Here is a 22,496-nt window from a genome sequence, read left to right on the forward strand (position 1 = left end):
GGGGGGCCCCCCGGCCCGGCCCGCCCCGGCGCCACCGCGGCCGGCGGGGGGGGGGGGGGGGGCCCCCCCCCCCCCCCCCCCCCCCCCCCGCGCCGTCGTCCGGCCTCGACAAGGCCCGGTGGGTGGCTGCGCGCCACTGCTCCACACCCCCGCCGGGCCACGGCGCACTCCCGGCACTACGGTCGTCGAGGTGGAATTCCGTCGACTGGGCCGGTCCGGCCTCAACGTCTCGCAGATCGCCTTCGGCAACTGGCTGACGCACGGCAGCCAGGTCGAGGAGGACGCCGCCGTGTCGTGCGTGCACGCCGCGCTCGACGTCGGGATCACCACGTTCGACACCGCTGACGTCTACGCCGGCACCGCCGCCGAGTCGGTGCTGGGCCGCGCCCTGGGCGGTCAGCGCCGCGAGGGCCTGGAGATCGCCACGAAGGTGTACTGGCCGACGGGTCCCGGGCCGAACGACCGCGGGCTCTCCCGCAAGCACGTCGTCGAGAGCTGCCACGCCTCCCTCCGGCGACTCGGCACCGACTACATCGACCTGTACCAGGCGCACCGCTACGACCCGACGGTGCCGCTGGAGGAGACCATGACCGCCTTCGCCGACCTGGTGCGGGCCGGCAAGGTGCTCTACCTGGGCGTCTCCGAGTGGCAGCCCGACCAGATCGCCGCGGCGGCGGCGCTCGCCCGCGAGCTGAACGTCCAGCTGGTCAGCAACCAGCCCCAGTACTCGATGCTCTGGCGGGTCATCGAGGGCGAGGTCATGCCGACGTGCGAGCGGGAGGGCCTGTCGCAGATCGTCTGGTCCCCGCTGGCCCAGGGCGTGCTCACCGGCAAGTACCGGCCCGGCGAGCAGCCGCCGACCGGTAGCCGCGCCGGCCACTCGGCCGTCGGTTTCCAGATCGAGGGGTTCCTCGCCGACGAGGTGCTGGCCAAGGTGCAGGGGCTGCGCCCGGTCGCCGACGACCTCGGGCTGACGATGGCGCAGCTCGCGCTGGCCTGGGTGCTGCAGAACCCGAACGTGGCCGCCGCGATCATCGGCGCCAGCCGACCGGAGCAGGTCCGTGACAACGTCAAGGCGGTCGGCGTGCGGCTCGACGCCGACGTCATGGCCCGTGTCGACGAGGTGCTCGACGGTGTGGTCGAGCGTGATCCCGCCAAGGTCTTCCTGCCCGCGGACAAGGCGGCGAGGGGTACCGCCGCGTAGCGGACCGGCTCCGGCCGCCCGTCACTCCCCCGCGCGCCAGGGTCGGCACGACAGGGCTCTACCCTTACGTTAGGGTAGGGAGTGCTCACTCGCTCCGCCCCGCCCGGAACCGAACGAATCGTGCGCGTCCACGCCGGCGCCCTGCCCCCCCTCGCCGAGCGGGTGGAGGTGCCGCGCTACGACCGCCGGCGGATCCGCACCGGCATCGTGCACATCGGGGTCGGCGGCTTCCACCGTGCGCACCAGGCCATGTACCTCGACCGGCTCATGGACGGCGGGCTGGCTCCGGAGTGGGGGATCTGCGGAGTCGGCGTCCTCCCGTCCGACCACCGCATGCAGGAGGTCATGGCTGCCCAGGACGGCCTGTACACCCTCGTCGTCAAGCACCCGGACGGCGCCTTCGAGCCCCGGGTCGTCGGATCGATCGTCGACTACCTCCTCGCGCCCGACGACCCGGAGGCGGTGGTCGAGCGGATGGCGGACCCCGACACGCGGATCGTGTCGCTGACCATCACCGAGCGCGGGTACAACACCGACCCCGTGACCGGAGCCTTCGACGTCGACGCCCCGGGAATCCGGGACGACCTCCGGCCTGACGCCGCCCTGCGCACCACGTTCGGGCTCGTGACCGAGGCGCTGGCCCGCCGTCGCGAGCGGGGGCTGACACCGTTCACCGTGCTCTCCTGCGACAACCTGCAGAACAACGGCGACGTCGCGAGGCGCGCGTTCAGTGCGTTCGCGACGATGCGGGACGCCGATCTCGGGGACTGGGTCGGCCGCGAGGTGTCGTTCCCCAACAGCATGGTCGACCGGATCACCCCGCTGACCACCGCCGCGGACATCGCGGGTCTCCGTGAGCGCTTCGGGGTGGAGGACGCGTGGCCGGTCGTGTGCGAACCGTTCGCCCAGTGGGTGGTCGAGGATCGCTTCCCCGCCGGCCGCCCACCGTGGGAGGAGGCCGGTGTCCAGTTCGTGCAGGACGTCGCCCCCTACGAGGCGATGAAGCTGCGGTTGCTCAACGGCAGCCACCAGGCGCTGGCCCACTTCGCCCGGCTGGCGGGCTACGAGCACGTCCACGACGCCTGCCGGGACCCGCTTTGGACCGCCTTCCTGCGGGATTACATGGATCGCGAGGTGTCCCCCACGCTCGCGGACGTGCCCGGGATCGACCTGGACGACTACAAGCGGACACTCCTCGCCCGTTTCGCGAGCCCCTCCGTGGGCGACACCGTGGCCCGGCTCTGCGCGCAGACCTCGGCGCTGATCCCCAAGTACGTGCTGCCCGTCGTGCGCGACGGCCTGGCCAGGGGCGGAGACGTGCGCCGCGCAGCCGCTGTCGTCGCCAGCTGGGCCCGGTCCGCGGAGGGCCGGGACGACGCCGGGCGCCCCCTGCCGCTGGTCGACCGGCAGGCCGACCGGGTACGCGCCAACGCGAGCCGGCTCGACGAGGACCCGGTCGCCTTCATCGCGGACCGCAGCATCTTCGGGGACCTGGTGGACGACGAGCGCTTCGTGGCGGCCTACCGCCGGGCCCTCTCCCTCCTGCGCGAGCGCGGCGCCCGCGCCACCTTGGCGGCAGTCGTCGATGCGCCGAACGCATCGGCTTGAGAACCGCCGGCGGGCGGTGACGCCGTCACCGCACACCGGCCGCACCGGGCCGGCCCGCAGGGAACGTCAGACCCGGGTGTTGCGCTTCGTCCAGCCCCAGGCTGCGGTGGCCAGGAAGAGCACCACACCGATGATCAGCAGCCAGAAGAGCCCCTCGACCACCGCGCCGACGACGGCGAGCACCAGCCAGACGACCAGCAGCAGTCCGATGAGTCCGAGCACGGGTTCCTCCTCTGTCCGCGCACGGGCGCTCCGGCCCGCGCGCACCTCGATGTGACCTTGATCGGAATCGCTACCCGATCGCCGGGTCGGTCACGCCTCGACGGGACGGTCGTGCGACCGTTCCACGCACACGGGTGACGGACACGCCAGGATGAGCGCGCGACGAGGAGTCCCGGGCCGGGCGGCAGCGGCCACCGGTGAACGCTGCGAGGGGAGGTGCGCATGACCGAGCCGACGTCGGCCCTCCCCCGGGACCGCCCCTCCCCCGGGCCCGGCCCCGCGCCGGCGACCGCGCCCGGCGCGCACGCCGCGACCCCGCCCCCGGCGGTCGGCCGCGCGTCGCTGCTGCAGCGCGAGGCGGTGATCGCCGGGCGGTTCCTGGTCATCGGGCTGGCCGTGCTGGGCGCCGTCTGGCTGGTGCTGCAGGTCCAGTTCGTCGCGGCCGCGGCGATGCTCGGGCTGGCGCAGGTCGCGATGCTCTGGCCCATCGCCCGGTGGCTGCGGGGGCAAGGGGTCCCGGCCGCGCTGGCCGCGATCCTCTGCGTCGTCGCCTACCTGGCCTTCTTCGTGAGCGTCCTGACCTTCCTCGTGCTCCAGATCATCGGCGCCTGGCCCGGCCTGATCGCCGCGGGCACCGATGCCGTGGAGGCGACCAGCACCTGGGTCCAGGACCGGACCGACGACCTGAACAACGCCGGGCTGAACCAGGTCATCGACCAGCTGGAGACCTCGGTCGGCTCCGCGATGAGCGGGTTGGGCAACGCGGCCGCGCAGGGGCTGAACGCGGCGGGCAACGTCGCCACCGTCCTGATCATCGCCCTGTTCTTCACCCTGTTCGCGCTGACCAGCGGCGACCGGCTGTGGCGGCAGTTCCTCGGGGTCCTGCCCGTGGTGGACCGAGCCCCGACCGACGCCGCCTTCCGCGCCGGGATGCGCACCGCCGGCGCGTGGTTCTACGCGGCCACCGCGACCGGGCTGATCGACGGCATCCTCATCGGTCTCGGGCTGTGGCTGCTCGACGTCCCGCTGGCCCTGCCCATCGGCGCGCTGACCTTCCTGCTCGGCTACGTGCCGCTGGTGGGCGCGACGATCGCGGGAGCGGTCGCGGTCGCGGTCGCCGGCGTCACCAACGGCTGGACCACCGCGCTGTGGGCACTCCTCGTCGTCATCGTGGTGCAGCAGATCGAGGGGAACGTCCTGGCCCCCCTGCTCCTGTCCCGCGCGATCAGCTTCCACCCCCTGGTCATCCTGCTGCTCACGACCGGGGCTGCCTCCGCCTTCGGCCTCCTGGGCCTGTTCGTGGCGGTGCCGGTCGCCGGTGTGCTCGCCGCCGCGGTCCAGGGCTGGCGGCGGGCGGTGCGCCGCTCCGTGGAGGGGCAGGCGGGCAGCCCCGCCACGGAAGACCCGGAGGACGCCGAGGACGACGGCCACGCACCGCGGGCGCACGCCGGCGCCCCTCCGGCCTGACCGGCGCTCCCCCGCCCCGCCACCGCTCGACCTGACGAGCGGTGTGATCCCGGTTACGGTTCGGCCCACATCGTCTCCGCCGGAGGTGTGCCCGTGCCCGAGTCCATCGTCGTGGGTCTCGACGGGAGCGAGTCGAGCAACCGCGCCGCGGACGCAGCCGCCGACGCCGCCCGCCACCACGGTCTGCGCCTGGTCCTCGCCTGCGTCGTCCCCTGGTCGCCCTACTCCTTCACCACCGCGGAGGAGAACGAACGCCGCTCCGTGGAGAAGGCGCGGGAGGCCGCGGCCGCCCGCGAGCGCGTGCTGGACCCGGTCGTCGCGCGGCTCTCCGAGCCCGGGGACCTCGTGGTCGAGGGGGTCGTCCGGCACGGGCACCCCGCCGAGACGCTGGTGCGCCTGGCCCGCGAGCACGATGCCGCCTGGATCACCGTCGGCCGCATCGGGCAGAGCCGGGTGCGCACCCTGCTCTTCGGGTCGACGCCGAGCAGCCTCATCCAGCTCTCCCCCGTCCCTGTCCTGGTGGTGCCGTGATGCCCTCGCCGTCCGACTCCCTGCTGGCCGCCACGTTCGACGAACAGGTCGACGGCTTCTTCGCACCGGTCTCCGAGTGGATCACCACGGTCGTCTTCTTCGCCGTGCCCCTGGACTTCATCGACGAGGGCGTCGAGCTGCCGCTCATCGTCGTCTGGCTCGTCATCGCCGGCGTCTTCTTCACCATCTACCTGCGGGGGTTCCAGTTCCGGGCGTTCAAGCACGCCATCCAGCTGGCGCGCGGGGACTACAACGATCCGCGAGATGCCGGCGAGGTGACCCACTTCCAGGCGCTGGCGACCGCCGTGTCGGGCACGGTCGGACTCGGGAACATCGCCGGGGTCGCGGTGGCGATCTCGCTGGGCGGGCCGGGTGCCACGCTGTGGATGATCATCGCCGGGCTGGTCGGCATGTGCACCAAGGGCGTGGAGTGCACGCTCGGCGTGAAGTACCGCAACGTCTACGCCGACGGCCGGGTCTCGGGCGGCCCGATGTACTACCTGACCAAGGGGCTGAAGGAGAAGAGCCCGAGGCTGGGCACGCTCGGCAAGGTCCTCGCCGTCCTCTTCTGCATCTTCACGCTCGGTGGCGCCGTGGGTGGCGGCAACATGTTCCAGGCCAACCAGGCGTTCAGCCAGGCGCAGTCGGTCACCGGCGGCGCGGACGGGCCCCTCGGCGGCGGCGCCGCGGGCGCGATCTTCGGTCTCGTGCTCGCCCTGTTCGTCGGCGCGGTCATCATCGGCGGGATCCGCAGCATCGCCCGGGTCACCGACAAGCTCGTGCCGTTCATGGCCGTCTTCTACGTCATCGCCTGCCTCACCGTGCTGTTCGCCAACCTCACGGAGATCCCCGAGGCGATGTGGGCGATCGTGTCGCAGGCGTTCAGCCCCGAGGCCGGGTTCGGCGGCATCGTCGGCGTCCTCATCCAGGGCTTCCGGCGAGCGGCCTTCAGCAACGAGGCGGGGCTGGGCTCGGCGGCGATCGCGCACTCGGCGGTCAAGACGAACGAGCCGGCGACCGAGGGGCACGTCGCCGTCCTCGAGCCGTTCATCGACACCGTCGTCATCTGCACCATGACGGCGCTCGCCATCGTCATCACCGGCACCTACGCCGACGACGCCAGCGACGCCGGCGTGCAGACGACGTCGGCCGCCTTCGGGTCGGTGGTCGGCTGGTTCCCGATCGTGCTCGCGGTCGCGGTGGTCCTGTTCGCCTACTCGACGATGCTGGCCTGGAGCTACTACGGGCTGAAGGCGGCGACCTACCTCTTCGGCGAGTCGATGATCGTCGACCGCACCTGGAAGCTCATCTTCTGCATCTTCGTGGTCATCGGCGCCTCGTCGACGCTGGAGGCGGTCATCGGCTTCTCCGACAGCATGATCTTCCTGATGTCCTTGCCCAACATCATCGGCCTCTACGTCCTGTCCCGCGTGGTCAAGGGGGAGATCGAGGGTTACCGCACCCGCCTGGCCAGCGGCGAGATCCGCCCCGTCGCCGACCGCGGCTGAGCCGCCCCGCCGATCAGGTGCGGGGGGCCAGCTCGTAGGTGGGGCCGAGATCGGTGGTGCCGGTGTCGGGTACCTCGTGCACGAGCTTCGGGTCCGCCTGCTGCAGCCGGTGGACCGCGGCCCGGGTCCGCTCGAGGTCCAGCCCGGTCTGCCGCGCCAGGTCCTGCAGGTGCGGCGCGCCGTCGGTCCCCTCCCGCTCGGCCACGGCCCGGTACACCGCTGCGTCGTCCCCGGACAGATCCTCCGCGCGCATGTGCTGTTCCTCCTCGAGGTCGGCACGGACATCGTCGGACGCGACCGGCCGGTGCAGGTCACCCGGTGGCCACGGCGTCCCCCTACCCGCTGGCGCACCGTCCACGCGAGCGGCGGGCGCACCTGTGGGACCACCGGGTACCCAGGGAGGCGGCTCCGGGGGCCGTCCGAGCAGCGCGGGGGGAGGAGCCACCCGGCCGGGCGGCTACATGCCGCTGACGATGCGCCGCAGGTCGTCGGCCACCCGCGTCGCCTCCCGGGAGGCGCCCGCGATGGCGTCCTGGGCCTGGGCCGTCGACGCGTTCTGCTCCTCGACCGCCGCGGCGATCGTGGTCTGCGCCTCCACGACGCCCCGGATGACCTCCTGGACGTTGCCGAGTGCGGCGCCCGCGGCTTCGACGTCACCGCGGACCGCCTCGACCACGCCCCGGATCCGCTCGGTGGCCCTCGCCGTCTCCGAGGCCAGGTCTTTGACCTCCCCGGCGACGACGGCGAACCCCTTGCCCGCCTCCCCGGCGCGGGCCGACTCGATGGTCGCGTTGAGCGCCAGCAGGTTGGTCTGGTCGGCGATGGCCGAGATGCTGCCGGCGATCTGGTCGATCTCGGCCATGGTCGCGGCCAGGCGCGCCACGGTCTCGGCGCTCTCCCGCGACCCGTCGCTGGCCTGGGTGGCCGTGGTGGTGGCGTGGCTGGCCGCCGCCGCGATCTCGGCGATGGCCGAGCGCAGCCCGGTCATGACGTCGGTCGCCGTGCCCACGTTCTCGTCCAGCCGCTGACCCGCCTGCACCAGCTCGGCGAGCTGCTCCTCCAGGCCGCTCGCCCGGAGCTCGCGCTGGGCCAGGGCAGCGGCCGCCTCCTCCGCGGCCCGCGCCCGCTCGGCGGCGAGCTCGGTCCGCGCCTGGGCCTGGGCGACCGCCTGGGCCTCGGCCCGGCGGGTCTCGGCCCGGCGACCGCGCTCGGCCTCCTCGGTGAACTTCCACGTGTAGGCGAGGAAGAACGCCTCGGCCAGCAGGAAGACCGCGTGCAGCAACGCGAACAGGAGCGGGTTCTCCTGCGCCTGCTCGGTCGAGTACACCGCCTCGGGCGCGACGAGGCTGGTCAGCGCGTGGTGGACCGCGACGAAGACGACGGCCAGCAGGAACGGCGTCCACAGCTGGTAGAGCGCGACCAGCGCCAGCAGGACGTAGAACCAGATGTGCAGGTCGGTGAGGCCGCCGCCGACGTGCACCAGCAGGTCGGCGCCGAACATCAGCCCGACGCTGGCCGCGCCGGCCCGCGCGAGCATGCCGCGCAGCACCAGGGCGGCGGCGAGCATGGTGACGAGCGCGGCCAGCTGCCCCCAGAGCGCCCAGCCGGTCACGTCGCGCACGAGCGCGATGGCCACCAGCGCGGGCGGGTGGAGGGCCAGGACCCAGCAGATGATGCGGTGCCGCCGGAGGAAGCCGGCCTCGTCCAGGCGCGCACCGCGCGGGATGGCTGCCCAGAGCCCGTTGCGGCGCGGGACATCGGTGAGGGTGGTCACGACGCGACTATCGGCAGGTGCAGCCACAATATCGAGCACAATAAGAACGGACCCTGCGCTTTTGGCGCCGAGCCGGCTCCACGCCCGGACGCCGGATCGACTGCCCCCGGCGGAGGCGGTCACTCCTCCGCGCTGCCGCGGGTACCCGGGGGGACCGGTGCGTTGACGTCGAAGAGGACACCGACCATGCGGATCGTGAAGCACACCGCGGCGGCGACGATCGAGGCGGCGGCGTTCCGGACGTCGAGCAGCTCGGCGACGACGACCGCGGTGGCGCCGACCAGCGCCGGTACGGCGTAGAGCCCGCTGCTGAGCACCGTGGGCACCTGCCGGACGAGGACGTCGCGAAGCGTGCCGCCCCCCACTCCGGTGAGCACGCCCACGATGACGGCTTGCGCGGGACCGAACCCGAGGTCGACCGCCTTGAGCGCCCCGGTGACGGCGAAGAGGCTCAGCCCGGCAGCGTCCAGGACGTTGATCGTCCCGTTGATCCGATCCAGGTGGGACCAGGAGAAGAAGGCGATCAGTCCGCCCCCGGCCGCCACGGCCAGGTAGCGCCAGTCGAGGAAGGTCGCCGGCGGCAGGGCGTCGAGGAAGACGTCGCGGATGGTGCCGCCACCCAGGGCGGTGATCATGCCGAGGGTCACCACGCCGACGATGTCCAACCGGGTCGCGCGCAGGGCGGTCAGGGCGCCGTTGAGCGCGAAGGCGAACGTGCCGACGAGGTCGAGCACGAGCAGCGCCGTGGTCGCCATGGGATGTCCTGCTCCTCACTGCGGGGCTCACCGACCGGCGTGACCGGGACGGCGGCTCCTGCCCGCCGTCCCGGCACCGTGCCGGGTCAGTCTCCCCGGCGGGTGAAGGCCTCGATGATCGACTGCCAGTGCTCGACGTGCGGGCCGGTGCGCGGCGCGTCGGGCTGCAGCGCGTAGGTGAGCGCCTGCCCGCGCATCGAGGTGAGCAGCACCTGGTAGACGGCCTCGGCCTGGGGGTGCCGCGCCACCCGTTCGCCGAACACCTCCATCGTCAGCGACCGCAGCTGCACGCCCAGCCGCCGCTCGTGCGGGAGCAGCGCGGCCCGCAGCTCGGCGTCCGTGCGGGCGGCGCCCCACAGCTCCATCGCGGCGACGAACAGCTCGCCGTGGAACCGCTCCCAGATCAGCTCCACGCCGAGCCGGGCGCGCGCGGTGGGGTCCGCCGGCAGGTCGGCGGCGGCCTGGCGGACGCTGGCGCTGAACTCCTCGTAGAGGTGGTCGACCGCGGCCAGCACGAGGTCGGCCTTGGCCGTGAACTGGTGGGTCAGGGCCCCTCGGGAGACCCCGGCCCGGCGCTGCACCTCCTGGGTGGTGGTCCGGGCGTAGCCGAGCTCGACCAGCGACTCCACGGTGGCCCGCACCAGCGCCGCGCGGGTGCTGGCCCGCCGTTCGGCCTGGGTGCGTCGCACGCTCGGGGCGGCGGTCACCTCGGCATGCTCGCTCCCCCGCGCCACGCGCTGATCCTAGGAAGGACGCCGGGGAACGGGGCGCCGCCTTGCGGCGACGCCCCGCTACCGGTGCTCAGGCCGCGGCGGCGGCCCGCAGGCTACCCGCCGGGACGGCCCGCTCCAGCAGGATCGCCGGTGGCCGGAACCGCTCGCCGTAGCGGTCGGCCAGCTCGTCGGCCCGGGCCACGAAGCCGGCCACCCCGCCGGCGTACTGGTCGACGTACTGCAGGACGCCGCCGTAGAGCGGCGGGAAGCCGATCCCCATGATCGACCCGATGTTGGCGTCCTCGACGGTGCGCAGCACCTGCTCCTCGAGGCAGCGCGCCGTCTCGACGGTCATGGCGAACAGCAGGCGCTCCTGGGCGTCGCGGAAGGACACCCCGTCGCTCGCCGGGAAGAGCTCGGCCAGCCCGGGCCACACCCGCTTCTCCGGCTGCCAGTCGAAGAACCCGGCGCCCGCGGCCTTGCCCGTGCGGCCGTGCTCGACCATCGTCCGCAGGACGGCCACGCCCGGGTGGTCGTCGGCGGCCCCAGCCTTCGCCGCCTCGTCGCGGATCTTCAGCGGCAGGGTCAGGGTGACCTCGTCGAGCAGGGTGAGCGGCCCGGCGGGGAAGCCGGCCTGCAGGGCGGCGCGCTCGACGCTCATCGGCGCCAGCCCCTCGGCCAGCAGCGCCGCGCCCTCCATGACCAGGGTGCCGAACACCCGGCTGGTGAAGAACCCCCGGCTGTCGGCGACGACGATCGGGGTCTTGCCGATCTGCCGGACGACGTCGTAGGCCCGCGCCAGCGCCTCGTCGGAGGTCCGCTCCCCCACGATCAGCTCGACCAGCGGCATCTTGTCCACCGGCGAGAAGAAGTGCATGCCGACCACGTCGGCCTGCCGCTGCACGCCCTCGGCCAGCCCGGTGATCGGCAGGGTCGAGGTGTTGGAGGCCAGCAGCGCACCCGGCGCGGCGTTCGCCTCCGCCTCGCTCAGCACCCGGTGCTTGAGCGCGGTGTCCTCGAAGACCGCCTCCACGATCACGTCACAGCCGGCCAGGTCCGCCGCGTCGCCGGTCGGGGTGATCCGGGCGAGGAACGCGTCGGCCTTCGCCTGGCTCATGCGCCCGCGCGACACCTGCTTCCCGACCAGCCCGGCGACGTGCGCCTTCCCCTTGTCGGCGGCCTCCGCGCTGACGTCCTTGAGGACGACGTCGACGCCCACCTTGGCGAACGCGTGCGCGATGCCGGCGCCCATCATCCCGGCGCCCAGGACGCCGACCTTCGACGCCGAGAACATCTGCTCGACCGACGGCCGCGAGCCCCCGCCGTTGATCCGGTTCAGGTCGAACCACAGCGCCTGGATCATGTTGGTCGAGATCTGGCCGACGACCAGGTCGACGAAGTACCGGCCCTCCACGGTGAACGCGGTGTCGACGTCCACCTGCAGGCTCTCCACCGCCGCCGACAGGATGGCGTAGGGCGCCGGGTAGGGCGCGCCCTTGAGCTGCTTGGTCAGGTTCGCCGGGAACGCCGGCAAGTTGGCGGCCAGCGACGGCGACGACGGGGTCCCGCCGGGCACCTTGTAGCCCTTGGTGTCCCACGGCTGCGCGGCACCGGGATTCGCCAGCACCCAGGCGCGGGCCTTGGCGAGCAGCTCGTCGCGGTCGGTAGCCGTCTCGTGGACCAGCCCCAGCTCCAGCGCCTTCTGGGGACGGACCTGCTGGCCCTGGAGCAGCAGCTCGAGCAGCGCCGTCGTCAGGCCGAGCAGGCGGACCGAGCGGACGATGCCGCCGCCGCCGGGCAGCAGGCCGAGCGTGACCTCGGGGAAGCCGAGCTTGACCTTCGGGTCGTCGAGGACGACGCGGTGGTGGGTGGCCAGGGCGATCTCCAGCCCGCCACCCAGCGCGGCGCCGTTGATCGCCGACGCGACCGGGATGCCGAGCGTCTCCAGCCGGCGCAGCTGGCCCTTCACCAGCGTCACCTGAGCCAGGACGGCGTCCTTGCTCTCGGGCGTGGCCTGGATCAGGCTGCCCAGGTTGCCGCCGGCGAAGAAGGTCTTCTTCGCGCTGGTCAGGACGACGCCCCGGATCGAGTCCTTCTCGGCCTCGAGCCGGTCGATCGTCTCGCCCATCGAGGCCACGTACGCGTCGTTCATGGTGTTCGCCGACGACGACGGGTCGTCGAGGGTGAGGACGACGACGCCGTCGGCGTCGGACTCCCAGCGGATGGTGCTCTCACTCATCGGGTGTCGCTCCTCAGACTCGCTCGACGACGGTGGCGATGCCCATCCCGCCGCCGACGCACAGGGTGGCCAGGCCGTAGCGCAGGTCGCGCCGCTCGAGCTCGTCGACGAGCGAGCCCAGGATCATCGCGCCGGTCGCGCCCAGCGGGTGCCCCATCGAGATGGCGCCACCGTTGACGTTGACCTGCTCGTGGGCGAAGCCGGTGTCGGCCATGAACCGCAGCACGACGGCGGCGAACGCCTCGTTCATCTCGACCAGATCGATGTCGTCGACGGTGAGACCCGCCTTGGCCAGCGCCTTGTGCGTGGCCGGCGCCGGACCGGTCAGCATGATCACCGGGTCGGCACCGGAGACGGCGGTGCTCACGATGCGGGCGCGCGGGGTCAGCCCGTTGCGGCTGCCCGCCTCCTCGGTGCCGACGACGACCAGCGCGGCGCCGTCGACGATGCCGCTGGAGTTGCCGGCGGTGTGCACGTGGTCGATCCGCTCGACCCAGTGGTACTTGTTCAGCGCGACGGCGTCGAAGCCGCCCAGGTCGCCGATGCCGGCGAACGCCGAGGGCAGCGCGGCCAGCGACTCGACGGTGGTGCCGGGTCGCACCAGCTCGTCGGCGTCGAGGACGACGGTGCCGTTCTTGTCCGTCACCGGGACGACGGACCGCTCGAAGTAGCCGTTGGACCACGCCTTGGCCGCGCGGGCGTGGGACTCGGCGGCGTAGGCGTCGACGTCCTCCCGGCTCCAGCCGGCGAGGGTCGCGATCAGGTCGGCACCGATGCCCTGCGGCACGAAGCCGGTGCGCGCGGCGGTCTCGGGGTCCATGGGCCAGGCGCCGCCGTCGGAGCCCATGGGCACCCGCGACATCGACTCGACACCGCCGGCGAGCACCAGGTCCTCGAAGCCGGACCGGACCTTCTGCGCGGCCAGGTTGACCGCCTCCAGGCCGCTGGCGCAGAACCGGTTGATCTGGACGCCGGCCACGGTGTCGGGCAGCCCGGCCGCCAGCGCCGCCGTCCGGGCGATCACCGCACCCTGCTCCCCCACCGGGGAGACGACGCCGAGGACGATGTCGTCGACCAGCGCCGGGTCGAGCCCGGGGTTGCGGTCGCGGACCGCGTCGATGAGACCGGTGGTCAGGCTGATCGGCTTGACCGAGTGCAGCCCGCCGGTCTTCTTGCCCTTGCCGCGCGGGGTGCGCACGGCGTCGTAGATGAACGCCTCGGTGCTCATGCTCGTGCCTCGGTGGCCATGCGAGTCCTCTCGGGTGCGTACGGGGAACGGGTTCAGACGCCGAGGGAGCGGCCGACGATCTCCTTCATGATCTCGGTCGTCCCGCCGTAGATGGTCTGGATGCGGCTGTCGAGGTAGGCCTTCGCGACCGGGTACTCGAGCATGTAGCCGTAGCCGCCGTGCAGCTGCAGGCACCGGTCGATCACCCGCTTCTGCAGCTCGGTGGTCCACCACTTGGCCATGGCCGCGTCCTCGGCGGTGAACCGGCCGGCGTTGTGCTCGAGGACGGCCTTCTCGAGGTAGGTCTCGGCGACCGAGACCTCGGTGTGCATCTCGGCGAGCTCGAAGCGGGTGTTCTGGAACGCCCCGATCGGTCTGCCGAAGGCGGTGCGGTCCTTGCAGTACTGGACGGTCAGGTCGAGCACGATGCGGGCGGAGGCGACGGCGCCGGCGGCGATCGACAGGCGCTCCTGCGGCAGGTTCGCCATGAGGTGGAAGAAGCCGTGCCCCTCGGTGCCGAGCAGGTTGGCGGCCGGCACCCGCACGTCCTCGAAGAACAGCTCGGCCGTGTCCTGCGCCTTGAGGCCGACCTTGTCCAGGTTCCGCCCGCGCTCGAAGCCCGGCATGCCGCGCTCGACGACCAGCAGCGTGAACCCGCGGGCACCGGCCTCCGGGTCGGTGCGGGCGACCACGATGACCAGGTCGGCGTTGATGCCGTTGGTGATGAACGTCTTGCTCCCGTTGAGCACCCACTCGTCGCCGTCCCGGCGGGCCATGGTCCGCAGGCCCTGCAGGTCGGAGCCGGCGCCCGGCTCGGTCATGGCGATCGCGGTGATGATCTCCCCGCTGACGACACCGGGCAGCCAGCGCCGCTTCTGCTCCTCGGTGGCGAGCCCGGTCAGGTACGGCGCGACGACGTCGTTCTGCAAGGTGAAGCCCAGGCCGCTGGCCCCCACCCGGCTGACCTCGGCGGAGAGGATGGCGTTGTAGCGGAAGTCCCGAACCCCGCCGCCGCCGTACTCCTCGGGCACGTCCATGCCGAGCAGGCCCTGCTCGCCGGCGCGGAGCCACACCGCGCGGTCGACGACGCCGGCCTTCTCCCACTCGTCGTGGTGGGGGACGACCTCCTTGGCCAGGAAGTCCCGCACCATCGCGCGGAACGACTCGTGCTCGGCCTCGTAGAGAGCGGACTGCACAGCAACCTCCGGGACGTTCGCCGACCACCGGCGATCACCGCGCCGGGAACCCGAACATACAGACCACCCGTTCTGTATCTTCGCGGTCCACGTCACAGCGTCGTGTCGTCGTCCCGAGGAGCCCACCCGTGCAGGAGTACGCCAGCCCCAGCACCTTCGAGATCCCCGCCACCGCCGCGCTGCCCGATGCGGTGGCCACCCACGCGCGCGAGAACCCGGACCGCATCGCGCTGAGCCGCAACGTGGGCGGCAGCTGGGTGCCGGTCACCAGCCGCGAGTTCGCCCAGCAGGTGTCTGCCCTGGCGCGCGGCATGATCGCGGCCGGGGTCGGGCCGGGCGACCGGGTCGGGATCCTGGGCCGGACCAGCTACGAGTGGACCCTGGCCGACTACGCCATCTGGACCGCCGGCGGCGTGGGCGTACCCATCTACGAGACCTCGTCGGCCGAGCAGGCGCAGTGGATCCTGGCGGACTCCGGCGCGGTCGCCGTCGTGGTGGAGACCGCCGCGCACCGGACCCTGGTCGAGTCGGTGCGCAGCGACCTGCACGAGCTCCGCGAGGTCTGGACTGTCGAGACCGGGGACCTGGACGCCGTGGCCGCGCGGGCCGGGGAGGTGCCGGAGGAGGAGCTGGCGGCGCGTCGGGCCGGCCTGACCACCGACTCGCTCGCCACGATCATCTACACCTCGGGGACCACCGGGCGCCCCAAGGGCTGCGAGCTGACGCACGGGAACCTGCTCTACGTCGCCGAACTCGCACCGGCGGTCATCCCGGCGATGGCGGCCGAGAACGCCAGCTCGTTGCTCTTCCTGCCGCTGGCGCACGTCTTCGCCCGGATCATCGAGGTCGGCTGCATCCAGCACGGCGCCCGGCTGGGCCACACTCCCGACCTCGCCTCGCTGCTGGCCGACCTCGGCACGTTCCAGCCGACGTTCCTCGTCGCGGTGCCCCGAGTGTTCGAGAAGGTCTACAACGGTGCGCGGCAGAAGGCCCACGCCGGCGGCAAGGGCGCGATCTTCGACCGCGCCGAGCGGGTCGCCGTCGCCTGGTCGAAGGGTCAGGACACCGGGGGCCCCGCCCTCGCGGTCAGGCTCCAGCACGCACTGTTCGACCGGCTGGTCTACGGCAAGCTGCGGGCGGCGATGGGCGGCCAGGTGGAGTACGCCCTCTCCGGCGGCGCCCCGCTGGGCGAACGCCTCGGCCACTTCTTCCGGGGCATCGGCGTCACCATCCTCGAGGGCTACGGCCTCACCGAGACCACCGGCCCGGCGACCGTCAGCGGCCCGGACACCCTCAAGGTCGGCACCGTCGGCCGGCCGGCCCCCGGCACGGCGGTGCGCATCGACGACCTCGGCGAGATCCTCGTCCGCGGGCCGCAGGTGTTCCGCGGCTACTGGCACAACCCGGAGGCGACGGCCGAGGCGATGCGCGACGGCTGGTTCCGCACCGGCGACATCGGGGTGCTCGACCCCGAGGGGTACGTGACGATCACCGGACGGATCAAGGAGCTGATCGTGACCTCGGCCGGGAAGAACGTCTCCCCCGCCGTCCTCGAGGACAAGATCCGCGCGCACCCGCTGGTCAGCCAGTGCATCGTCGTCGGCGACAACCGGCCGTTCATCGGCTGCCTGATCACGCTGGACGCCGAGGCGCTGCCCGGGTGGCTGGAGAGCAAGGGCCGCCCCGGCGGCACCCCGCTGGCCGAGCTGGTCGACGACCCGGAGGTCCGGGCGGAGCTCCAGGCCGCCGTGGACGCCGCCAACAGGCAGGTGTCGAAGGCCGAGTCGATCCGCTCGTTCGCCGTCCTCCCCGTGGAGTGGACGGTGGAGGGCGGCCAGCTGACCCCCTCGCTGAAGCTCAAGCGCTCGGTGGTCATGCAGGAGAACGCCGACGAGATCGAGAGGATCTACGCCTCCTGAGCCGGCCGCCCGCGTGCCCCCGGTCGGGCGGTCCGGGGGCACGCGCGCACCTCCGGCGGGCCGGCCGGACCGGCCGCGCCGCTGAATCCGGAACGGATGGGACCGGTGTGACGCGTGCGGCCGACACGTGCCCGGCGGTGGTGGCGCAACGGGCGGCGGGCTCGGACTCTGGGCGCATGACGAGCGTCTACGCGTACGGCACGGCACACGCGGTCGTCATGGTCGGCTCCTTCGGCGCCGAAGGGCTCACCCCGCGGCAGATCGGCCCGGCGCACGCGACCATCGGCCGGGTCAGCGGGCAGAGCCGCAAGGCCCTCTGCGGCGCCTACGTCTCCATCGACGAGCAGCTGCCCTGGCCACCCGAGGGGTACGAGGAGACGCAGCTCTGCCCGAACTGCGCCGCCCTCGCCGCCCTCTGAGGCCCCCTGCAGGGTCCCGCCACGAGCTTGCGAGTGGTGGGGGCAGGGGGTCCTTCAACAGCCGCCCGCGACCGACGGCAGCACCTGCACGACCGCGCCGTCGCCGACCGCCGCCGCCAGGCCGCCCTGCCAGCGCACGTCCTCGCCGTCGACGTAGACGTTGACGAACCGCCGCAGCGCCCCGGCCTCGTCCCGGATCCGCCGGCCGAGCACCGGGTGACGCGCCGCCAGCGCGTCGAGCACCGCCCGCAGCGTGGTGCCGTCCGCACCGCCACCCGGATCGACCGTCACGTGCCGCGTCCCCCCGGCGAGGTCGGCCAGCGACCCGGGCAGCACCACCTCCACGCGCACGCCGCCTCCCGTCACGGCAGCCGGGCCGCCCGCACGACGAGCACGTCGGGCAGGTGCTCGGCCACCAGGGAGAAGGTGTCCCCCTCGTCGCTGCTGGCGTACACGCAGCCGTCGCGCGTGCCCAGGTAGAGGCCGCCCCGGTCGTCGGTGCAGAAGGCGTCGCGCAGCACCGCGGTCCAGGCGCCCTCGGGGAGCCCGGCGCCGACCTCGGTCCAGCTCGCGCCGGCGTCCCGGGTGCGGTGCACCCGCAGCCGGCCGTCCGGCGGCACGCGCTGCACGTCGGCCACCAGCGGGACGACCCAGGCGGTGCCGGGCACGGTGGGCGAGGCGGCGATCGGGAAGCCGAAGTCGGCCGGCAGGCCCTCGGCGATGGAGGTCCACGACCCGCCGCCGTCGTCGGTGCGGAAGACCCCGAAGTGGTTCTGCGCGTACATCCGCGCCGGGCTCCCGGCGTCGAGCGCCACCTTGTGCACGCACTGGCCGTACTCGGGTGGCTCGGGCAGGAAGACCGCGCTGATCCCCCGGTTGCGCGGCGTCCACCCGGTCGCGCCGTCGTCGCTGACGTACACCCCGCCGGTGCTCATGGCGACGGTCACCCGGTCGGTTCCCGGGTCCGGCAGGACCGTGTGCACCGCGCCGCCGCCCGCCCCGGGTTCCCAGGTGGGCCGGTGCGGGTGGTCCCACAGCCCGCGCACCAGCGAGAAGCTGCAGCCGCCGTCGTCGCTGCGCCACAACGAATGCGGCTCGCAGCCGGCCCAGACGACGTCGGGGCGGGCGGCGGAGTCGGGCCGCAGCTGCCACACCCGGCCGAGCGCGGCGCCGGCGTCGCCCGGGAACCGGATGGCCCCGTGCTCGGTCTCCTGCCAGCTGCCCCCCAGGTCGTCCGACCAGGTGACGGTGGGGCCCCAGTGGCCGTACTGGACCCCCGCCAGCAGCCGCGGCGCCGGGCGGCGGATGTCCACGGACACCGCCGCCACCTCCTGGGCCAGCAGGTGTGGCCCGTCCAGGCTCCACGTCCGCCGGTCGTCGTCACTGCGGGCCAGCCACAGCCCCTTGCGCGTTCCGATGGCCAGCAGGTCGGTCATGGCGCCCCTCCGGTTCGACGGTCCTCGGAGGATGGACCGCCGACGGGGCGGGAACTGAGCGGCCGGCGCTCAGCGGCGCGTGGCGCCGCCCTCGGGGTGTCGCTGCTGCCCGTCGGAGACGACGTCGGGCGAGAGGCGCTGCGCCTGCGCGCGCAGCTGCTCGGCGGCGGCCCGGTCCTCGTCGGCGCGGGCCGCCCGCTGCCGGGCCTCCTGCTCGGCGAGCGCGGCCCGCTCCTGCACCTCGGCGAGCTCCCGGCGGGCGCGGGCCGCCTGCTCCTCGGCCAGCGCCTGCTCCTTCTCGGCGCGGGCGCCGCGGATCTCGGCCTCCCGCAGGTGGTCGCGGGCCTCCTCGCGCTGCTCCGCCCGCTTGCGCGCCCCGGTGGTCCGCGACCGCCGGGTGAACGCGAACGCCACCAGCGCCAGCACCAGCAGCACGACGACGACCAGCACCACGATCTGCCACGGCTCCACGACGATCCCCTCCTCGGACGCGCCGTCCTCGTGCCCCCGGCGGGTGTGGGGGAAACGCGGTGGCCGCTACTTCAGCGCGCTACCGGCCCGCCACTCCTCCCAGGGGATGGCCCAGTCGTAGATGGCGCCGTCGGCGGCCGAGAGCGTGGGGCCGATCGAGTTCCTGATCTCCACGACGTCGCCGGGCTGGGAGAAGTGGAAGAACCACGCGGCGCGCTCGGTGGAGAGGTTGATGCACCCGTGCGAGACGTTCTCCCGCCCCTGCTGGGCCACCGACCAGGGCGCCGCGTGCACGAACTCCCCGTTGTCCGAGAGCCGGACCGCGTACTCCACGGGCGTCCGGTAGCCGTCCGGGCTGTCGACCGGCGTGCCGTACGTGCTGGAGTCCATGACCCGGTTCCGGTTGAGCTCGGTGACCACGTGCGGCCCGTTGCGGCTCGGGAAGCCCGGGCCCCCGGCGCTCATCGGGAAGGTCTGCACCAGCTGGTCGCCGTCGTAGACCTCCATCGTGTGCGTCGCGGCGTCGGCGACCGAGACGTGCCGCTCGCCGATGGAGAAGCTGATGCTGCGGTCCTTCTCCCCCCAGACGCCGTCGCCGAAGTCGACGCCGTACAGGTTCGCGTCGAGGGTGACCTCGATGTTCTCGGGCCAGTAGGTGGACGGGCGGAAGTGCACCTCGCTGTCACCGAACCAGCTCCACACGCCGTCGGTGGGCGTCGTGCTCGTGACCACCAGGTTGCGCTCGACGGCGGCCTTGTCGGTCACCGGCTCGGAGAAGTACACGCGGATCGGCATGCCGACGCCGACGGTCTGGCCGTCCAGCGGGCCGATCCCCGGCGTCACGACCGCCTGCGGGTCCACGGTGGTGAACGTCGACGTCGCCCGCGTCGGTTCCTCGTCGGCGTTGGTGGCCGTCGCGGTCAGCGTGTAGGCGGTGTCGTAGGCCAGCGGCGTCGCCGGCTCCCAGACGGCGGTGCCGTCCTCCTCCTCGGCGACGACGCCCGGCACGGGTGCCCCGGTCGCGTCGGTGACGGCGACCTCGGCGAGCTCGCCACCGCTCACCGAGATCTCGAGCGGGACCACGGGCGAGAGGTCCACGGCCCCGTCGGCGACCGCGAGCTCGACCGTCGCCGGCTCGGCCGCGGCGGTCGGCTCACCGGCAGCGCCGGCGTCCGACCCGCTGCACCCGGCCAGGGCGACCAGCGCCCCAGCGGCGATCATCGTGGCTGTCCGTCGCACCCGTCCCGGCTCCTCTCGCCCTCCCACCCGGTCCGGACGGGAGCAATCCCCTCCAGTGTCCACGGCGGGACGACAGCGGAGCGTGGTGTCGGACACGGGCGTGGCGAAGAGCACCTGCCCCCACCACCGGGCGACCGCCCGGCGCTGGTATCGTTCTCTCTCGTGCCCGCCGGCCGGGCGCACCGCGCCATTAGCTCAATTGGCAGAGCAGCTGACTCTTAATCAGCGGGTTCGGGGTTCGAGTCCCTGATGGCGCACCGCAACCCTCTCCGACCTGTGCCCGTGTCGGAGGGGGTTTCGTGCGTGGTGGCTGATCCACCACGCACTCACTCCGATGCGTCGGTCGGTCACCTGCCTGTCGATCTCGGGCTATCACTCCCGTCCGGCGGCCTCACGATCACGACAGCACCTCGGACGGCACCTGCTCCCGCACGGCGGCGGCCAGCATGTCCGCGGCTGCCGCCGTCAGGTGGGTCTCGTCCGTGCGCAGCAGCACGTCGCCGGCGAAGGCGGGGCAGCGGCCGTCCGCGCAGAACATCTCCTGGGTGTCCACGTAGGTCACGTCCGCGCCGGCCGCCTGCTGCGCGTCGACCGCGGCCCGCTCGGCCTCGGTCTTGTCCAGGAAGCCGCGGCTGATCGGCCTGACGCAGTCCTCGGGACCGCTCAGGCGCCCCCCGCACTCGCGGGGATCGGCGCCCAGCGGCGGGTTGCCCAGGACCACGACGGAGCCGACGAACGGCGCCACCGCCTCGAGGGTCGACTCCAGGCCGCGCTGCCACTCGTCGATGGCGGCGCCGCTGTCGCCCTCGCTGCCGGCCCCGCTGACGAAGTTGCCGAAGTACCCCTGGCCGGCCGAGAGGACCAGCACGTCGGGTGCCGTCTCCTCGATGAACCGCAGCGTGCGCTCGCGCGCGGCCGCGCACTCCTCCGGGAAACCGGGTGGCTCGGCCGGCGGCGCCACGGCGACGTCGACGAACGGGCAGGAGGCGTAACCCAGCGCGAGCACCTGCCAGTCGTCGCCCTCGAAGACCCCGTTGACCGTGGGCCCCCAGCTCATCGCGACCGAATCGCCGACCAGGAGCGCCGTCCTGGGCGCATCCGCGGGCCCGTGCCGGCAGACCAGCGGGTCATCTCCGGCGGCCACCGTGTTGCGGCACCCCGGAGCGGTGGTGCCCATCTCCACCGGCTGGTGCTCGGGCCCGAGCCCGTCGAGGGAGGGCGTCAGGTCGGCCGGCCAGGACTCGGCGGACAGGGCGGCCTTCACCTGGTCCGCGAGCTCGGCCGCCGACGGCCGCTCGTCACCGGTGGATCGTGCCGCGCCCCCGCTGTCCGGGTCGGCGACCCCCCTCCACCCGGGCACCAGGAACTGGGCTGCGCCCACCACGAGCAGCACGGCGGCCACGGTGACGGGGAGCCCGACCCCCTCGCGGCGGCGTCGCTCCCAGCCGGAGACGTAGCGGGGACGGGGACGGATGGCCAGCACGGGTTGCTCGATCCACCGGTACGAGGCGGCCGACAGGAGCACCGTGAGGACCACGAGGGCCAGCTGCACCGCGACGGAGCTCCCGAAGGCGCCGACCCCGAACACCACCACCGGGAAGTGCCACAGGTAGATCGAGTACGACCACTGCCCGAGCCGTCGCGCCACCGGGTTGGTCAGCACGGCGGTGGCCGCGGACGGGGGCGGGTCGGCCAGGAGCACCAGCGCCGCGCCGAGCACCGGCGCCAGCACCCACGGGAAGGGGAACGGCGACGACGGCGAGATGACCACGGCGGAGCCGAGGATGACTCCCAGCCCGCCCAGGCTCAGCGCCGCGCGGAACCGGTCGGCGAGAACCAGCCGACCGCCGACGACGGCGACGAGCGCTCCGGCCAGCAACTCGCACGCACGCGCGAGGGTGTCGAAGTAGGCGGCCGTGGGAGCGGTGCTCGTCCGGTAGGCCGCCCAGGCCAGGGAGAGGGCGATCCCCGCGGTGAGGAACCACACCAGCCGCCCCGGTCGGCGCCGGAGGTCGAACAGCGCGAAGCCACCGAGCAGGAGCAGCGGCCAGAGCGCGTAGAACTGCTCCTCGATCGACAGCGACCAGTAGTGCTGCACCGGCGACACCGGCCCCTGCGCCTGCAGGTAGTCGGCCCCGACGGCCACCAGGTGCCAGTTCTCGACGAAGAAGGCCGCGGCCAACGCGTCGAGCGCGGTCTGGTTCGCCCGCGGCAGGAACCAGACGACGTACCCGACGGCCACGGTCACCGCCAGCACGGCCATGGCCGCCGGCAGGATCCGCTTGGCGCGCCGGAGGTAGAAGGCCCGGAAGGAGACGGTGCCCGTCGAGGCGAGCTCGCGGAGGAGCAGCGCGGTGATCAGGTACCCGGAGATGACGAAGAAGACGTCGACGCCGACGAAGCCACCGTGGGGCCAGCCGAGGATGTGGTCGGCGACGACCAGCGCCACCGCCACGGCGCGCAGACCCTGGATGTCCGCACGGAAGCGCAGCGGACCGCCGGGCGGCCGCGGCGTGGTCCGGATTGCCGCCTGATCTCCCGCGGTCATGGGCACGAACGTACTGGCG

20 protein-coding genes and 1 tRNA gene are annotated in these 22,496 nt (G+C 73.3%); 8 read left to right on the forward strand and 13 right to left on the reverse strand.

Going from position 1 to position 22,496, the window contains the following annotated elements:
* Nucleotides 1-190: 190 nt before the first annotated feature.
* Entirely contained in the window at nt 191-1,204 is a 1,014-nt protein-coding gene (locus tag ACI799_RS19855; protein WP_456613766.1) for an aldo/keto reductase family protein, read from the forward strand.
* Nucleotides 1,205-1,324: 120 nt separating this feature from the next.
* On the forward strand, nt 1,325-2,812 hold the full coding sequence (locus tag ACI799_RS19860; RefSeq protein ID WP_456613767.1) for a mannitol dehydrogenase family protein: 1,488 nt from the start codon (nt 1,325-1,327) through the stop codon (nt 2,810-2,812).
* 66 nt (nt 2,813-2,878) lie between these two features.
* Here the strand turns inward: ACI799_RS19860 and ACI799_RS19865 are convergent, their stop codons facing one another.
* A complete protein-coding gene (locus tag ACI799_RS19865; protein WP_236829151.1) occupies nt 2,879-3,034 on the reverse strand; it encodes a hypothetical protein in 156 nt (51 codons plus the stop codon).
* Between the two features lie 222 nt (nt 3,035-3,256).
* Here ACI799_RS19865 and ACI799_RS19870 point away from each other — a divergent pair, with 222 nt between their 5' ends.
* From ACI799_RS19870 to ACI799_RS19880, 3 genes are all read left to right on the forward strand, one after another.
* Nucleotides 3,257-4,501 carry an AI-2E family transporter gene (locus ACI799_RS19870; protein WP_456587545.1) on the forward strand — a complete coding sequence of 415 codons (1,245 nt, stop codon included), beginning with the start codon at nt 3,257-3,259 and terminating at the stop codon, nt 4,499-4,501.
* Between the two features lie 93 nt (nt 4,502-4,594).
* Nucleotides 4,595-5,032, forward strand: coding sequence for a universal stress protein (locus tag ACI799_RS19875; protein ID WP_456587544.1), 438 nt, complete (start codon nt 4,595-4,597; stop codon nt 5,030-5,032).
* Entirely contained in the window at nt 5,032-6,540 is a 1,509-nt protein-coding gene (locus tag ACI799_RS19880) for an alanine/glycine:cation symporter family protein (protein ID WP_456587543.1), read from the forward strand. Before ACI799_RS19875 ends, ACI799_RS19880 begins: the two co-directional genes overlap by 1 nt.
* Nucleotides 6,541-6,553: 13 nt before the next feature.
* Here the strand turns inward: ACI799_RS19880 and ACI799_RS19885 are convergent, their stop codons facing one another.
* The 7 genes from ACI799_RS19885 to ACI799_RS19915 form a co-directional block, all read right to left on the reverse strand.
* The gene (locus ACI799_RS19885) at nt 6,554-6,793 is read right to left on the reverse strand and encodes a hypothetical protein (RefSeq protein WP_456587542.1); all 240 of its coding nucleotides are present in this window, start codon (nt 6,791-6,793) and stop codon (nt 6,554-6,556) included.
* A 204-nt stretch (nt 6,794-6,997) separates the two neighbouring features.
* Nucleotides 6,998-8,314, reverse strand: coding sequence for a methyl-accepting chemotaxis protein (locus ACI799_RS19890; protein ID WP_456613768.1), 1,317 nt, complete (start codon nt 8,312-8,314; stop codon nt 6,998-7,000).
* A 119-nt stretch (nt 8,315-8,433) separates the two neighbouring features.
* Nucleotides 8,434-9,069 (reverse strand): trimeric intracellular cation channel family protein, encoded by a 636-nt coding sequence (locus ACI799_RS19895; protein WP_456598238.1) that lies wholly within the window; start codon nt 9,067-9,069, stop codon nt 8,434-8,436.
* Between the two features lie 86 nt (nt 9,070-9,155).
* Complete coding sequence (locus ACI799_RS19900; RefSeq protein WP_456598237.1) at nt 9,156-9,776, reverse strand: TetR/AcrR family transcriptional regulator; 621 nt, start codon at nt 9,774-9,776, stop codon at nt 9,156-9,158.
* A gap of 94 nt (nt 9,777-9,870) precedes the next feature.
* A complete protein-coding gene (locus tag ACI799_RS19905; protein ID WP_456613769.1) occupies nt 9,871-12,021 on the reverse strand; it encodes a 3-hydroxyacyl-CoA dehydrogenase NAD-binding domain-containing protein in 2,151 nt (716 codons plus the stop codon).
* 13 nt (nt 12,022-12,034) lie between these two features.
* A complete protein-coding gene (locus ACI799_RS19910; RefSeq protein WP_456587537.1) occupies nt 12,035-13,249 on the reverse strand; it encodes an acetyl-CoA C-acetyltransferase in 1,215 nt (404 codons plus the stop codon).
* Nucleotides 13,250-13,302: 53 nt separating this feature from the next.
* The gene (locus ACI799_RS19915; RefSeq protein WP_456613770.1) at nt 13,303-14,445 is read right to left on the reverse strand and encodes an acyl-CoA dehydrogenase family protein; all 1,143 of its coding nucleotides are present in this window, start codon (nt 14,443-14,445) and stop codon (nt 13,303-13,305) included.
* 128 nt (nt 14,446-14,573) lie between these two features.
* On the opposite strand from ACI799_RS19915, the gene ACI799_RS19920 reads away from it, so the two are divergent.
* Together ACI799_RS19920 and ACI799_RS19925 are read left to right on the forward strand one after the other, a co-directional pair.
* A complete protein-coding gene (locus ACI799_RS19920; RefSeq protein WP_456613771.1) occupies nt 14,574-16,364 on the forward strand; it encodes an AMP-dependent synthetase/ligase in 1,791 nt (596 codons plus the stop codon).
* Between the two features lie 176 nt (nt 16,365-16,540).
* A complete protein-coding gene (locus ACI799_RS19925; RefSeq protein ID WP_456587534.1) occupies nt 16,541-16,783 on the forward strand; it encodes a hypothetical protein in 243 nt (80 codons plus the stop codon).
* Nucleotides 16,784-16,837: 54 nt separating this feature from the next.
* Here the strand turns inward: ACI799_RS19925 and ACI799_RS19930 are convergent, their stop codons facing one another.
* The 4 genes from ACI799_RS19930 to ACI799_RS19945 form a co-directional block, all read right to left on the reverse strand.
* Complete coding sequence (locus ACI799_RS19930; protein ID WP_456598999.1) at nt 16,838-17,134, reverse strand: ubiquitin-like small modifier protein 1; 297 nt, start codon at nt 17,132-17,134, stop codon at nt 16,838-16,840.
* An 11-nt stretch (nt 17,135-17,145) separates the two neighbouring features.
* On the reverse strand, nt 17,146-18,219 hold the full coding sequence (locus ACI799_RS19935; RefSeq protein ID WP_456587532.1) for an exo-alpha-sialidase: 1,074 nt from the start codon (nt 18,217-18,219) through the stop codon (nt 17,146-17,148).
* A gap of 69 nt (nt 18,220-18,288) precedes the next feature.
* The gene (locus ACI799_RS19940) at nt 18,289-18,690 is read right to left on the reverse strand and encodes a hypothetical protein (RefSeq protein WP_456587531.1); all 402 of its coding nucleotides are present in this window, start codon (nt 18,688-18,690) and stop codon (nt 18,289-18,291) included.
* A gap of 66 nt (nt 18,691-18,756) precedes the next feature.
* On the reverse strand, nt 18,757-19,929 hold the full coding sequence (locus ACI799_RS19945) for a L,D-transpeptidase (RefSeq protein WP_456598997.1): 1,173 nt from the start codon (nt 19,927-19,929) through the stop codon (nt 18,757-18,759).
* A gap of 184 nt (nt 19,930-20,113) precedes the next feature.
* Between ACI799_RS19945 and ACI799_RS19950 the strand changes: the two genes are divergently transcribed.
* Nucleotides 20,114-20,186 (forward strand) — tRNA-Lys (locus tag ACI799_RS19950).
* A gap of 140 nt (nt 20,187-20,326) precedes the next feature.
* Here ACI799_RS19950 and ACI799_RS19955 read toward each other — a convergent pair.
* The gene (locus ACI799_RS19955; protein ID WP_456613772.1) at nt 20,327-22,477 is read right to left on the reverse strand and encodes an acyltransferase family protein; all 2,151 of its coding nucleotides are present in this window, start codon (nt 22,475-22,477) and stop codon (nt 20,327-20,329) included.
* Nucleotides 22,478-22,496: the final 19 nt, after the last annotated feature.

This window comes from Blastococcus sp. SYSU DS0753 (assembly GCF_054051175.1).